Raw genomic sequence first — 13,435 nt, 5'->3', positions numbered from 1 at the left:
CCGCCGCCGCGGCGGCGGCCACCGCCGCGCGACCGTCCGCGCCCTGCTGCGGGTCGGGCCCCGACCCGGCGGGGGCGATCACCGGGACGAGCGGGGCGGCGGGGGCGACCTCCCCCTGCGCCGGAGCCGGGGCGGGCTCGGTGTCGACGTCGGACGGACGCGTGCCCGGCGTCGCGTTGTGGTGGGCGGGTTGGGCGGTGCCCCACCCTCCACTCGGCTCGTCGGCCATCTGCCGCTCCCCCGGTCGGGACCCGCCTGGGATCGGCCGGTCGTCACCGACCCAACGACGCGCAGGCCGCCACGGCGCGGCCCAGGGCAGCTCGATCCCCATGTGAGTGATCGCCGGTGCCCTGCGTGACCACCGGGTTCCCGGCCGGGGTGACCGCTCAGCCGCGCGCGTCCGCGGCCGCGGCGTGCAGGAACGCCGCCCGGATCTCTCCGGGCCCGCTCACGTGCTCGACGCGGCCACCCACCGGCGTGAGCGCCGCGGCCAATCGGGTGGCGTCGGCTTGTGCACCCACCGTGACGATCGTCAGCTGCACCGGGCGCTCCGGATCGGCCCGGACCCGGAGGTGCTCGGCCAGCTGCTCCGCGCTCAGCGCACCGGGATCGGCCTCGTCGCGCCCGTCGGTGATCACCAGGACGTGGTCGGGCACGCCGTTGCGGTGGCCGTCGCGCGCGGCCGTGTACGCGGCGAGCACCGTGTCGTGCAGGCCGCTGCCGGTCCGGCGCGGCTGCAGGGCGGCCAGCTCGGCGGCCAGCGCCGCGCGCTGCTCGGCGCCGAGGTCGGCGCGCTCGAGCAGTACGCGGTGGTCCAGCGGGGGCGCCAGGTCGGCGCCGAACTCCCACAGGCCCAGCCGGGCGTCGTCGGGGAGCATGGCCGCGATGTCGCCCACGCCTTCGCGGGCCGTGTCGGCCAGCGGGCGCCCACCGTCGTCGGCGAGCGCGCCCATCGACCCGGACACGTCGACCACCGCCAGCACGTCGACCCGCCGGTCGTGCCAGTACCAGGTGGCGAACACCTGGTCCACGCGCTGCGGTTCGAGCACGTCGAACAGCGGCGCGGTGGCCGGCGGCAGCTCGCCGGGCCGCGACCCCGGCGGTAGGCCGATCCCCGGTCGGCGCAGCCCGGCCGCGGCCAGCGCCCCGGACGACCCGGGGCCGGTCAGCGCCTCCCACAGCCGGTCCAGCCGCGCGGCCCGGGCCGGGTCGGCGACCGCCTCGGCCATCGGGACCCAGGTGTAGCGCAGCGCGGAGGTGTGGTCGGCCGTCGCCACCACGCGCAGGCCGTTCGTGCTGCCGTCGCGCACCGCGGGCAGCAGCGCGTACTCGGGCACCGCGCCGACCTCACCGGGGCCGCTGGGCAGCGCGGCAGCGGTGCCGGACACCGTGCGCACGGCCGGAGCGGCGTCGGCGAGCGCCGCCGTCGCCGCGAGCGGCCCCGCCGTCCGGACGGCCTCCCCGACCGCACCGGCGGGGAGCAGCCCGTCGCCGGACCCGGCCGGGTCGCGGATCGCCATGCTCACCTGGCCCGCGCCGAGCAGCCCGGTCAACCCCGCCCAGCCACCGGCCGCGCTCAGCCGGTCGGCCGTGGCCGGGTCGGCGACCAGGTAGAACGGGCTCACCGCGATCGTGGCGCCGGGGTGGGCGTCGAGGGCGGACGCGGGCTGCAGCCCGGCGGGGCGCCCGGTCCAGGCACCGTCGTCGGGGATCCAGAGGTCGGCGTCGTACTCGGCGGCCCGCTGCGCCGCCGTGCGCCCGTCGGCAGGCAGGACGTCGAGGACCACGCAGTCCGGGCCGGTGGCCAGCGCCGGGGCCAGCGCGTCGAGCGCGGGGACGAACGAGGTCGCCGCCGTCACGCGCAGCGCCTGGGTGCACTCCACGGAGTTCGCGGCCACGCCGATCGCCCCGGTCGTCGCCCCGTCGGGCATGAGGACGGCGCCGACCGCCACCGCCGAACCGACCACGACCAGCGCGAACAGTCCACTCCGGACTGCGCCCGCCGGGCGCTGCGCCCTGTGCCGTCCCATCGCCCCGCCGATTCCGATGAAGATCCCCAACCGATGCGGCGGCATTCTGGCAGCAGGTGGCCGCCGATGGGGGGAGGCTGTCGCACCGCGCCACCGGAAATACGGCGTCCCGGGCACCGGCTGCACCCGATTGTCACGGTCCGGTCGCTGAATGCCCACGTGGCCAGCGCATCGCCGGCCCAGGCGCTACCGTCCGTCACACGAGCGGCCCAGCCGAGCGGGCCCGTTCCCCGAGAAGGAGAGCAATGCGAACCGGCGCGGTTATCCTCGTGATCTGGCTGCTCATCGGTGTCTTCGCCGCATACCAGCGCAACTACTTCTCCGGCGACAACCAGGTGAACTGTGCCGAGTTCGGCACCGTCGCGCTCACCATCGTCGCCGGGCCGTTGAACTACTTCGGACTCAACCCGCAGACCCGCTGCGAGCTCCCCCAGCCGTCGCAGTGACCACGGGGTCGTGAGGGGGAGTCCGCGCCGGAGCGCGGACTCCCCCTCGCGACTTCAGTGGACCTTGCGCAGCACCAGCAGCGAGCGGGCCACGATCCGCAGCCGCCCGCCCGGCTTGGCGTCCCGGCTCCGGCGCACCGCCCGGGCGCCGAGCGGGTCGGCGGTGTCCAGCACGACCTCCCAGGCGTGCCCGTAGCCCTCGGCGGGCAGCGTGAACGGCACCGGCTGGTGGTGGGCGTTGAACAGCAGCAGGAACGAGTCGTCGACCACCCGCTGGCCCATCATGTCGCGCTCCGGGATGCCCTCGCCGTTGAGGAAGACGCCCAGCGACCGGGCGTAGCCCGCGTTCCAGTCGTGCTCGGTCATCGGCTGCCCGTCCGGGCGCAGCCAGGCGATGTCCTCGATGTTGGAGCCCTTGATGGGCCGGCCCTGGAAGAACCGCCTGCGCCGGAACACCGGGTGCGCGGCCCGCAGCGCGGCCACCTTCGCGGTGAAGTCCTCCAGCACCGAGTACTCGCGGGCTTCCTTCCAGTCCACCCACGCCAGTTCGTTGTCCTGGCAGTAGACGTTGTTGTTGCCCCGCTGGGTGCGGCCCAGCTCGTCGCCGTGGGAGATCATCGGCACGCCCTGGGACAGCAGCAGCGTGGCGATGAAGTTGCGCTTCTGGCGCTCCCGCAGGACGAGCACCTCGCCACCGTCGACCGGCCCCTCGACCCCGTGGTTCCACGAGCGGTTGTGGCTCTCCCCGTCGCGGTTGTCCTCGCCGTTGGCCTCGTTGTGCTTCTCGTTGTAGGAGACCAGGTCGTGCAGCGTGAACCCGTCGTGCGCGGTCACGAAGTTGATCGAGGCGATCGGCTGGCGGTTGTCCTTCTCGTACAGGTCCGACGAGCCGGTGAACCGGGACGCGAACTCGCCCAGTCCGGCGGGCTCGCCGCGCCAGAAGTCGCGCACCGTGTCGCGGTACTTGCCGTTCCACTCCGTCCACAACGGAGGGAAGCCGCCCACCTGGTAGCCGCCCTCGCCGACGTCCCACGGTTCGGCGATGAGCTTGACCTGGGAGACCACCGGGTCCTGGTTGACCAGGTCGAAGAACGCGGCCAGCCGGTCGACCTCGTGGAACTCCCGGGCCAACGACGACGCCAGGTCGAAGCGGAAGCCGTCGACGTGCATCTCGGTGACCCAGTACCGCAGCGAGTCCATGATCAGCCGCAGCGACTCGTGCTGGCGGACGTTGAAGCTGTTCCCGGTGCCGGTGGTGTCGTAGTAGAACTCCGCGTTCCCGGGCACCAACCGGTAGTAGGCCCGGTTGTCGATGCCGCGGAACGACAGCGTCGGGCCCAGGTGGTTGCCCTCGGCCGTGTGGTTGTAGACGACGTCCAGGATCACCTCGATCCCGGCCTGGTGGAACCGCTTGACCATCGACTTGAACTCCTGCACCTGCTGGCCGCGGGTGCCGAAGGACGAGTAGTCGCTGTGCGGGGCGAAGAAGCCGATGGTGTTGTAGCCCCAGTAGTTGCTCAGCCCGCGCTCGGTGAGCGCGTGGTCGTGCACGAACTGGTGCACGGGCATCAGCTCGACGGCGGTCACGCCCAGCTTCTTGAAGTGGTTCAGCATCACCGGGTGCACGAGGCCGGAGTAGGTGCCGCGGATCTCCGGGGGCACGTCGGGGTGCGTCATCGTCATCCCCTTGACGTGGGCCTCGTAGATGACGGTCTCGTGGTAGGGGATGCGCAGCGGCCGGTCGTTGGACCAGTCGAAGTACGGGTTGATGACGACCGAGCGGGCCATCGCCGGACCCGAGTCGTGGGTGTTGAGCGACCCGGGGTCGCCCCAGTTGTACGAGAACTGCTCCTGGCCCCACCGGATGCGCCCCTGCACGGCCTTGGCGTAGGGGTCGAGCAGCAGCTTGGCGGGGTTGCAGCGCAGGCCGTTGGCCGGGTCGTACGGGCCGTGCACCCGGTAGCCGTAGCGCTGGCCCGGGCCGACCCGGGGCAGGTATCCGTGCCAGGTCAGGGCCTCGCGCTCGGGCAGGTCCAGCCGCGTCTCGGTGCCGTCGTCGTCGAACAGGCACAGCTCGACCCGTTCGGCGACCTCCGAGAAGATCGCGAAGTTGGTGCCGCCGCCGTCGTAGCTCGCCCCCAGGGGGTACGGCGTACCGGGCCAGATCTCCAGGGCCTGCCTCCGATCGGGAACACCGCGTCGCACACGCGTTGTGTGAGGTACGGGTACACGATCGGGGGGCGTCCGGCAGGGTGCGCTCCCACGACGTGGGAACGCTCAGGCGGCGGGGACGGGACTCAGTGCGGGCGGCGGCCGTTGCCGAAGCCCGACATCTCCGTCTCGACGGCGCGGCGGAGCGCGGCCACGTCCGCCTTCTGGCCGGCCGACTCGGCGGCGTCGCGGGCGCGGGCCACGATGTCCTCGCGGACCAGGTCGTGCAGGTAGACGGTCTTGTCGGAGTCGCTCATGGTCAGCTCGTTTCTCGGGGAGCGTGCGCCGCTGGGGTGGCGCCGGTCGGGGGGCGTCCAACGAGTGAACCGCGGGGCGGGACGGGTGTGGCGCAGGTCTCGCCCAGACGGCGTCGAGGAGCGGCGGGTGGCCCGACATGATCACGTTCGGTGATCACCTGGTCGCCCACCGGCCACTTCCGGCGGATGGGCGGTCGGCTCGCGCCGCGTGCACGTGCAGGTGCGCACGCGGGCCCACCGTCGTGCGGGCACGGCCGTTCGAGGCCGGCAGACGCCCGCACAGCCCTCGTACGGTGGTGGCCGGACCTACAGGGACGACCCGTCGGGGCGGGTCTCCGGTCCCGAGCGGCGGGCGGCCCGCCCCCGCCAGCTGGCCAGCAGCCAGCGCAGGAACCAGGCGGTGTCCGAGCGGTCGCGCCACGGGGGTCGGCTGGGGCGATGCGTACCGGACACGTCGTCCACCCCATCGCGCCGGGAGTGTGCTCTCCAGCGCACAGGACGCGCATCGGTGACGCATCCCACTACGGGGTTACGCTCTCGGGGTGAGCAGGCGACGGGCCGATCTCGCCCGGGTGCGCCGCACCGCCGGACTGACCCAGGAGGAGCTGGCCGGCCGGATCGGCGTCGACCGGTCGACCGTGGGCCGCTGGGAGGCCGGATCGGTCGACCCGACCCTGTGGGCGCGCGGCGAGCTCGCCAGGGTGCTGCGCATCAGCGCCGAGGTCCTCGGCGAACTGCTCGGCGACACCGCCGGCGACCCGACGTCCACCGCGCCACCCACCGGGCCCTCCACCTCCGCCGCCGCGCCCACCTCGTCCACCACGACGCCCCTCACGAGGCCGCTGCCCGCCCTGCAGCTCGACGCGGTCCCGCTGCGCAGCGCGCTCGAGGACGCCGACGACGAGGTCGAGGCGATCGAGCTGGCCCGCCGCGTGGCCGCCTCCGACGTCGGCGAGGAGACGCTCACCCGGCTCGAGCGGATCGTCGACGACCTGGCCCAGGCCTACCTCACCGACCCCCCGCTGCAGGCGCTGATGCGCACCCGCCGGCACCTGCAGTACGTGACCGGCCTGCTGGACGTGCGCGCCACGTTCGCCCAGCGGCGCAGGCTGCTGGCCGTCGGGGGCTGGCTGTCGCTGCTGGCCGGCACCCTGCACATCGACCTGGAGCAGCAGGGCCCGGCCGTGGCCCGCATCCGCACCGCGCGGATCCTGGCCGACGAGTGCGGCCACGACGAGCTGGCCGCGTGCACCGTCGAGACCGAGGCCTGGCGCTCGCTGACCATCGGCGACTTCCCGGAGGCCGCCCGCCTCGCCCAGCTCGCCCAGGAGATCGCGCCCGCCGGGTCGTCGGCGCACATCCAGGCCACCGCCCAGGAGGCCCGCGCCCAGGCCCGCCTCCACGACGTGCGGGCCGCCGCGGCCGTCGTCGGTCGGGTGACCCGGCTCGCCGAGCCGCTGGCCGACCCCGACCACCCCGAGCACCACTTCCGCTACGACCGGGTCAAGGCGACCAGCTACACCGCCACCACCCTCACCTGGCTCGGAGACCCGGCCGCCGTCGAGCACGCCCGCGAGGTGGTCCGGGCGATGTCGACCGACGGCACGATCGCCGGCCGGGTGCGCAGGCTGGCGCTGTCCCGGCTCGACCTCGCGCTCGCGCTGGTCGGGCGGGGCGAGGTCGCGGAGGCGGCGCAGGTCGCCACCTCGGCGATGCGGTCGCGGCTGCTGCGCTCGGACCTGTGGCGGGCGCGGGAGGTCGTGCAGGCGGTCGCGGCGGTCGACCGGCGGTCGGGCGAGGAGCTGCGCGAGGCCTACCGCCAGCTGGTGCTCCCGCTGCGTTAGCCCTCGTCGCGGGGGCGCCGGGCGTCCCGGCGCTGGCTGCGCAGGTCATCGGGGTCCCAGCGGTAGTGGCCACTGGGCAGGACGACCGTGGGGAAGATCTTCCCGTCCGCGGCGTAGCGGGCCAGCGTCCTCCGCGACACGCCGAGCAGCTTGGCCGCCTCCGCGGTCGTGAGCAGCCGGTCGCACCAACTTCCCGCGCACGCCCGGTGCCGCCGGATCGGCGTCGTTACGTTCCGGCCATGGCTCCTGATTGGACGAACATCCTGTTCGCCGCCGTCGGCGTCGCCGGTGTCGTGGTGCTCGTGTCCGCCCAGCGCCGGGCCCGCGGGCGGCAGGCCCTCCCCGACCCCGTCTCGCTGCGCCGCCGCCGGATCGGGGGCGCGGGCGCGGTGTGCGTCGGGATCCTCGGTGGGCTCCTCCTGGTCGAGCAGTACGCCCCGGACGGCTGGCACGGCGTGCTGGTCGGGCTGCTGGCGGCGGGCCTGGTGGTCCTCATGGGACTGGTGGTCGCGGCGCTCGTCCTGGCGGTCCGGGCCGAGCGCCTCGCCTCCGTCGACCGGTCGTGACGCTCGACCGGACGCGCCCGCCGGCGGGTTCGCCCCCGTTCGGGATGCCTAAGCTCCCACCGTGACGACGAGTCAGTGGATCTCCATCGGATGCGGTCTGCTGATGCTGACCACGGCCTCGGTCGGGCTCGGGATCGCCCGCCCGTCCGGTCGCGCCGCGACCGAGCGGCCCCGGGCCGTGCGGGCACTGCGGCACACGATGGTCGGGGTGCTGCTCGTCGGAGCGAGCGCGGTGTCGGCGGCGGTCCGCCACACCGCGCCGGAGGGCGGGGGCACCTGGTGGCCCGTCGGCGAGGCCGTCCTGCAGATCCTCGGCTGCCTGGTCGCGGTCGTCGGCCTGGCCCGCATCTACCGCGCCGCACGACGCACCGAGGACCCCGCCGGTACCCGGTGACGCGCACCGGCGCTCAGGACGCGGCGTCGTCGGGCTTGTTCCGCGCCCGGCTCGGCTGCACCCGCATCGGCTCGCCGGGCATCTTCGGGTAGTCGGGCGGGTAGGGCATCTCCGCCGGTCCGCGGTCGCGGTCGTCGGCGGCGTACCACTCCAGCGCCGCCTCCAGCCCACCCACGGCCGCGTCCATGCCCGCGTGCGGGTCGCCCCGCTCGGCCAGCAGGCCCGGCACCGTGCGGACGTCGAAGTCCTCCGGTTCGACGTCGGGCAGGGTCTCCCAGGTCACCGGCATCGACACCGTCGCGCGCGGGCGCCCGCGCACCGACCACGCCGAGGCCACCGTGCGGTCGCGGGCGGCCTGGTTGAAGTCGAGGAAGACGCGCTCGCCGCGCTCCTCCTTCCACCACGCCACCGTCGCGTCGTCCGGGGCGCGGTCGGCGACCCGGCGGGCGATGGCGATCACCGCGTGCCGGACGTCGATGAAGTCCCACTCGGGGCGGATGCGGCAGAACACGTGGATGCCGCGCCCGCCGGAGGTCTTCGGCCAGCCGACCAGCCCGGCCTCGTCGAGCACCTCGTGCAGCACCGCCGCCACCCGCTTGGCGTCGGCGAAGTCGGTGCCCGGCTGCGGGTCGAGGTCGATGCGCAGCTCGTCTGGGTGGTCGGGGTCGGCCCGGCGCACCGGCCACGGGTGGAAGTCGAAGGTGCCCATGTTGGCCGCCCAGACGATCACCGCGGGCTCGGTCGGGCACAGCGACTGCGCCTTGCGGCCGCTGGGGAAGGTGACCTCGGCCGTCTCCACGTACTCGGGGGCGCCCTTGGGCAGCCGCTTGGAGTAGAACGGCTCCTCGTCCACCCCGTGGGAGTAGCGCTTGAGGTTGGTCGGTCGCTCCCGCAGGACGCCGAGCAGCGGATCGGCCACCGACCGGTAGTACTCCACCACCTCCCCCTTGGTGATCCCCCTGGCCGGGAACACGACGCGGTCGGCGCTGGTCAGCCTGACCTCCCGGTCGCCGTGCGGGCCGGGGACGGTGAGCAGCACCGGAGCAGGCTTGGTCGCCACGCCGCAGCACGCTACCGGCTACTCTCGACCTCGTGCGCGAACGTCACGAACCGGACCGCGCGTCCCGGTCCCGGCAGTTCGACGACGAGCTCGTCGGCCTCGACCCGGACGACCCCGACGCCCAGGCCTTCGCCGCGCACCTCGACCGGATGCAGCGCCTGCGGCCCGGCTTCACCGTCGAGGGCTACCTCGCCGGTGTCACCGACTTCGCCGACTCGGCCAACCGCGCCGAGGGCGGGCGGCGCTGGGCGGCGGTGCTGGTCGTGCTGGCGCTGCTGCTGGTGGCCGTCTACGCCGTGTGGGACGCGCTGGTGTTCGTGCTGCTCACCCTCGTCTGAGGGCGCCGCCGCCCCAGCAGGCGCACGGCGAGGACGCCGAAGTAGCCGAACCCGACCGCGATGCTGATCCGCTGCCACAGGCCGTGGTAGCTGCCGGTCTGGGTGTCGGCGTCGTACAGCCCCGCCGCCACCAGCAGCGTCCCCATCGCGACGACCGCCGTCACTATCGAGTACCACATCCAGGCCCGTTCGCGGTCCGCCGCCGAGCGGGCGGCGATGGCGAGCATCGCGGCGGTCATCACGATCCAGGTCGGGAACAGGTTCCCGTCGTGGACCAGGCTCTGCAGGGTCGGTTCGGCAGTGCCCGTGCTGCCCGGCGGGTAGCCCGGCTTCGGGTCGGCCACGAACACCCCGGCCAGGACCAGGCCGAGCCCGAACAGCCCGACGAGCACCGGGGCGGCGACGGCCGAGCGACCCGACCGCAGCACGCGGCGCAGCCCGACGGCGAAGCAGATCGTGAGCGTGCCGGCGACGACGAAGTTGGCGATCATGAGCCAGCCGCGGTCGCCGTTGGCGAGCTCGCTGCCGAAGTGGTGCAGCGGGTCGTAGCCCGGGCGCGTGGCGCTGTCGAGCAGCAGCACGACGACGAAGAGCGCCGGGCCGAGGCCGGCGAGCAGCAGGAGCCGGGTGCGGGTCATGCCGACGGCTCGCGGCGCGGGGCACGCGGCCCGGCGGACGGCGGCGGCGAGCGCGATCAGCCAGCCGACGAACACCGCGGCCATCAGCCGCTCGCCCATGCCGGTGGCGGAGCGCTCGCCGAACAGGCCGCCGAGCTGGGCGTCGAGGATCGCCGTCGTCCAGAACAGCAGGTAGCCGAGCGGGGGCAGGAACCCGAGCCGGCCCAGCCGGGGCCGGCCCGCCACCGCGGCGACCGGCCGGGTGAGCAGCGGACCGGCCACGGCGAAGCAGGTGAACGCCAGGATGCCGGCCACGGCGTGGACGGCGCCCGCGGTGGTCACGAACACCGGGTCGGTGGGATCGATCGGATCGGTCGGGAACGCGGCCACCACCAGCATGGACAATCCGGCGAGGGCGAGCGCCCCGAGGCCGGTCCGCGGGCGCGGCGCGGGGAGGAGCGCGGCGGCGGCCGCGGCCACCGCGAGCGCGCCCAGGCCCAGGCCCAGCCCGGCGAAGGGCAGCAGCCACCCGTGCGGCCCGAGCACGTACTCGCTGATGGTGACGGCGATGGGGTCCCGCTCGGGGTCGACGACGTGCAGGACCGCGACCAGCACGACGAACAGGACGAGTCCCGCGCCGCCGGCCGTCGCCAACCGGGCGACGTCCCGGGCCGGGATCGGTGGAGAAGTCATGGCTACAGCGTAGACTCTTTCTACGGTGTAGACACAAGCGTGGACGGCCGTCTGGTGCGGGAGATGGCGCGTAAGCTGCCCGGAGCCCGAGCCGCACCCCAGGAGACCGCCGCTGTCCGCTCCAGCCCCCGGCCCCGCGAACGACGGCGGGCGGCCCCGCCGGAAGCGGCCGACCCCGCCGACCCGACCCACGCTCAGTCGCGAGTACATCGCCGCGATGGCCCTCGCCCTCGTCGACGAGATCGGCCGGGACGCGTTCTCCATGCGCAAGCTCGGCGCCGAGCTCGGCGTCGACCCGATGGCCGTCTACCGCTACTTCGACGACCAGGAAGCGCTCTTCGACGGCATCGCCGAGGCGATCTTCGCCGAGCTCGACGTGGACACCCTGCCCTGGGACGGGCCCTGGCGCGACCTGGTCGAGCAGTACAGCGTGCGGCTGCGGGACGCGCTGCTCGCCCACCCGCACGCCGTCGCCATCTTCGCCACCCGCCCGCTGCGCTCCCCGGCCGCGATCGCGACCGGCGTCCGGACGGTCGAGCTGATGACGGGCGCCGGTTTCGCCGCAGGCGACGCCCTGCGGATCCTGCGCTGCCTGCGCGAGTTCACCGTCGGCCACGCCCTGGGTCTGGCCGTGCTCCGGCTGGGCGGACGACGGCGCAGCCGGAAGCCGGCGCCGGACGCCCCCGAGTACAACCTGCTCGCGCGCGGCGCCGACGAGGCGGACGACGGCGACCACTTCGCCCCCGGCCTCGCCGCCATGCTCGACGGCTTCGCGGATCCCGCCGGACGCAGCGGCGACGCACGGGCGCCGCGCCCGCCGCGGACATAGTCTGGGAGGCATGGATCGCGTCACCGAGCCCGCGCCCGCCGTCGTCAAGTCCGACGAGGAATGGCGCGCCCAGCTCACCCCCGCCGAGTACCAGGTGCTGCGCCGGGCCGGCACCGAGCGGCCCTTCACCGGCGAGTACACCGACACCAAGACCGTGGGCGTCTACGCCTGCCGGGCCTGCGGGGCCGAGCTGTTCCGCAGCGAGACCAAGTTCGAGTCGCACTGCGGCTGGCCGTCGTTCTTCACCCCGCTGGCCGGCGACGCGGTGATCGAGCGCGAGGACGGCGCCCTGGGCATGCGGAGGGTGGAGGTGCTCTGCGCCAACTGCCACAGCCACCTCGGCCACGTCTTCGCCGGTGAGGGCTACGACACCCCCACCGACCTGCGCTACTGCATCAACTCGATCTCCCTGAAGCTGGTCGAGGCCGAGTAACGGGGCACCGCCCGTCGGCTGGCCCTCTTCGCAGGGGTGGTGTGGTCCTCGCAGGGGCCACATCACCTGCGAGGACCACACAGACCCTGCGACGTGGCTCGGGGCGCGCCGCGGGCCGGCCGGAGCGGGCGCGACACCGGGCGACCGAACACCCGACCAGCGCTGGCCCTCCGGGGCTACCGCGGGGTAGACAAGTCGCTGCCGGGACACCGTCGTCGTTCGGAGGCCAGATGCACCCGCCGCGCAGCGTTGCGACGAACGGCCGACGAGCCGTCTGGGCCCTCCTCCTGGCGGTCGCCGTCCTGCTCCAGGTACCGGCCTCGGCGGCGGCCTCGGCCGGGCCCGTCCCGCCCGACCAGCCGCTGCCCGGCTACACGATCGTCCCGCCCGACATCGCCCCGCTGCCCGCCGACGGCGGCGAGACCAGGGTGATCACCGGAGTGCACCGCAACGCCGGGTTCGCGATCGAGGTGCCGCCGCGCTGGAACGGCCGGCTGGTGATGTGGGCGCACGGCTTCCGCGGCAACGGGCCCGAGCTCACCACCGATCCGCCCCCGGACGGGCTGCGCGAGAAGTGGATCGGGCAGGGCTACGCGTGGGCCGCCTCCTCCTACGACCGCAACGGCTACGACGTCGCCTCCGGGGTGACCTCGACCCGCGAGCTGGTCGGCCGCTTCGTCCGCGAGGTGCGCCGGCCCGACCAGGTGTTCCTGGTCGGTGCGTCGATGGGCGGGCACGTCACCGCCCGGGCGATCGAGCAGGACCCGGGGCTCTACGCCGGGGCGATGCCGATGTGCGGCGTGCTGGGCGATCACGACCTGTTCGACTACTTCCTCGACTTCGCCCTGTCCGCGCAGGCGCTGTCCGGCCAGGGCGGCAACTACCCGCCCGGACCGGACTACGCCGACGTCGTCCTGCCCCGCGTCTACGCCGGGCTCGGCCTGGAGCCGGGCGACCCCACCGCCACCACGCCCGAGGCCCAGCAGCTGATCGCGGCCACGGTGATCGGGTCGGGCGGGCCGCGGCCGGGCGCCGAGGCGTCCGTCCTGTACTGGAAGGACTTCCTGCTCGAACTGGCCGTCCCCGGCGACGAGCCGACCCCCGTCACCGGGGTGGCGGCCGAGCCGGGCGCGGTGGCCACCAACGTCGGCACCGACTACGCCCCCGACGAGCCGGTCGACCTCGACGCCGCCGTGCAGCGGGTGCCTGCGGCCGACCAGCGGACCCGGGAGTCGAAGCGGCTGACCCCGGTCGCCCAGGTGTTCGGGAAGCCGCGGGTGCCGGTGCTGAGCCTGCACGGGCTCGGCGACCTGTTCGTGCCGTTCCGGATGGAGCAGGTCTACGCCGAGGAGGTGGCCCGGGCGGGTCGCTCCGACGAGTTGGTGCAGCGGGCGATCCGGGTGACCGGGCACTGCGAGTTCGCCCCGGCCGAGGTCGGCGCCGCGTGGGACGACCTCGTCGCCTGGGTGGACGGCGGCCCGAAGCCCGCGGGCGACGACGTCACCGACCCGGCCGCGCTGGCCGATCCGGACTACGGCTGCCGGTTCTCCGACCGCGCCGCCTACGACGCCGCCGGGCCGCCCTCGCAGAACGACACCCGCCGCCTCTACGCCCCCTGCCCCTGACCCTCTCCCCCCCGGGGGGGGGGGGGGGGGGGGGGGGGGGGGGGGGGGGGGGGGGCGGACCAGCCTGCAGCGCGGAGGGGGGGGGGGGGGGG

At 74.6% G+C, this 13,435-nt stretch carries 15 protein-coding genes and 1 pseudogene; 8 read left to right on the top strand and 8 right to left on the bottom strand.

Translation table 11 applies throughout. The annotated features are described in order from the left end of the window. Together KDL28_RS13300 and KDL28_RS13295 are read right to left on the bottom strand one after the other, a co-directional pair. Window positions 1-229: pseudogene (locus KDL28_RS13300) on the bottom strand (hypothetical protein); the annotation flags it as partial. Between the two features lie 157 nt (window positions 230-386). Beyond that, a complete protein-coding gene (locus tag KDL28_RS13295) occupies window positions 387-2,030 on the bottom strand; it encodes a substrate-binding domain-containing protein (protein ID WP_252438308.1) in 1,644 nt (547 codons plus the stop codon). 245 nt (window positions 2,031-2,275) lie between these two features. Here KDL28_RS13295 and KDL28_RS13290 point away from each other — a divergent pair, with 245 nt between their 5' ends. Further along, window positions 2,276-2,476 carry a hypothetical protein gene (locus KDL28_RS13290; RefSeq protein ID WP_252438307.1) on the top strand — a complete coding sequence of 67 codons (201 nt, stop codon included), beginning with the start codon at window positions 2,276-2,278 and terminating at the stop codon, window positions 2,474-2,476. 54 nt (window positions 2,477-2,530) lie between these two features. On the opposite strand, the gene glgX is transcribed toward KDL28_RS13290, so the two are convergent. The 3 genes from glgX to KDL28_RS13275 all read right to left on the bottom strand — a co-directional run bounded on the left by glgX (window position 2,531) and on the right by KDL28_RS13275 (window position 5,397). After that, window positions 2,531-4,648, bottom strand: coding sequence for a glycogen debranching protein GlgX (gene glgX / locus KDL28_RS13285; RefSeq protein WP_252438309.1), 2,118 nt, complete (start codon window positions 4,646-4,648; stop codon window positions 2,531-2,533). A 125-nt stretch (window positions 4,649-4,773) separates the two neighbouring features. Continuing rightward, entirely contained in the window at window positions 4,774-4,944 is a 171-nt protein-coding gene (locus tag KDL28_RS13280; protein ID WP_252438306.1) for a hypothetical protein, read from the bottom strand. 306 nt (window positions 4,945-5,250) lie between these two features. Beyond that, the gene (locus KDL28_RS13275; RefSeq protein ID WP_252438305.1) at window positions 5,251-5,397 is read right to left on the bottom strand and encodes a hypothetical protein; all 147 of its coding nucleotides are present in this window, start codon (window positions 5,395-5,397) and stop codon (window positions 5,251-5,253) included. 89 nt (window positions 5,398-5,486) lie between these two features. On the opposite strand from KDL28_RS13275, the gene KDL28_RS13270 reads away from it, so the two are divergent. Continuing rightward, the gene (locus tag KDL28_RS13270) at window positions 5,487-6,788 is read left to right on the top strand and encodes an NsdA family TPR-like regulatory protein (protein WP_252438304.1); all 1,302 of its coding nucleotides are present in this window, start codon (window positions 5,487-5,489) and stop codon (window positions 6,786-6,788) included. Here KDL28_RS13270 and KDL28_RS13265 read toward each other — a convergent pair. Beyond that, complete coding sequence (locus KDL28_RS13265; protein WP_256501467.1) at window positions 6,785-6,964, bottom strand: helix-turn-helix domain-containing protein; 180 nt, start codon at window positions 6,962-6,964, stop codon at window positions 6,785-6,787. The two genes, KDL28_RS13270 and KDL28_RS13265, sit on opposite strands and share 4 nt — an antisense overlap. A 63-nt stretch (window positions 6,965-7,027) precedes the next feature. On the opposite strand from KDL28_RS13265, the gene KDL28_RS13260 reads away from it, so the two are divergent. Then, window positions 7,028-7,354, top strand: coding sequence for a hypothetical protein (locus KDL28_RS13260; protein ID WP_252438302.1), 327 nt, complete (start codon window positions 7,028-7,030; stop codon window positions 7,352-7,354). Between the two features lie 61 nt (window positions 7,355-7,415). After that, on the top strand, window positions 7,416-7,748 hold the full coding sequence (locus KDL28_RS13255; protein ID WP_252438301.1) for a hypothetical protein: 333 nt from the start codon (window positions 7,416-7,418) through the stop codon (window positions 7,746-7,748). 13 nt (window positions 7,749-7,761) lie between these two features. Here the strand turns inward: KDL28_RS13255 and ligD are convergent, their stop codons facing one another. Next, window positions 7,762-8,808, bottom strand: coding sequence for a non-homologous end-joining DNA ligase (gene ligD / locus KDL28_RS13250; protein WP_252438300.1), 1,047 nt, complete (start codon window positions 8,806-8,808; stop codon window positions 7,762-7,764). 32 nt (window positions 8,809-8,840) lie between these two features. Here ligD and KDL28_RS13245 point away from each other — a divergent pair, with 32 nt between their 5' ends. After that, entirely contained in the window at window positions 8,841-9,146 is a 306-nt protein-coding gene (locus KDL28_RS13245) for a hypothetical protein (protein WP_252438299.1), read from the top strand. Here KDL28_RS13245 and KDL28_RS13240 read toward each other — a convergent pair. Next, on the bottom strand, window positions 9,098-10,456 hold the full coding sequence (locus tag KDL28_RS13240) for a DUF998 domain-containing protein (protein ID WP_252438298.1): 1,359 nt from the start codon (window positions 10,454-10,456) through the stop codon (window positions 9,098-9,100). The genes KDL28_RS13245 and KDL28_RS13240 overlap by 49 nt on opposite strands. 217 nt (window positions 10,457-10,673) lie before the next feature. On the opposite strand from KDL28_RS13240, the gene KDL28_RS13235 reads away from it, so the two are divergent. The 3 genes from KDL28_RS13235 to KDL28_RS13225 all read left to right on the top strand — a co-directional run bounded on the left by KDL28_RS13235 (window position 10,674) and on the right by KDL28_RS13225 (window position 13,343). Beyond that, a complete protein-coding gene (locus KDL28_RS13235; protein WP_252438297.1) occupies window positions 10,674-11,285 on the top strand; it encodes a TetR/AcrR family transcriptional regulator C-terminal domain-containing protein in 612 nt (203 codons plus the stop codon). A 10-nt stretch (window positions 11,286-11,295) separates the two neighbouring features. Further along, window positions 11,296-11,718, top strand: coding sequence for a peptide-methionine (R)-S-oxide reductase MsrB (gene msrB / locus KDL28_RS13230; protein WP_252438296.1), 423 nt, complete (start codon window positions 11,296-11,298; stop codon window positions 11,716-11,718). A 230-nt stretch (window positions 11,719-11,948) separates the two neighbouring features. After that, window positions 11,949-13,343 (top strand): alpha/beta hydrolase family protein, encoded by a 1,395-nt coding sequence (locus tag KDL28_RS13225; RefSeq protein ID WP_252438295.1) that lies wholly within the window; start codon window positions 11,949-11,951, stop codon window positions 13,341-13,343. Window positions 13,344-13,435 lie beyond the last annotated feature (92 nt).

The sequence above is a fragment of the Pseudonocardia humida genome, assembly GCF_023898865.1.
Lineage (GTDB): Bacteria > Actinomycetota > Actinomycetes > Mycobacteriales > Pseudonocardiaceae > Pseudonocardia > Pseudonocardia humida.
Note: the sequence above shows the minus strand (reverse complement) of the source record. Positions and strands in the feature narration are given on the sequence as shown.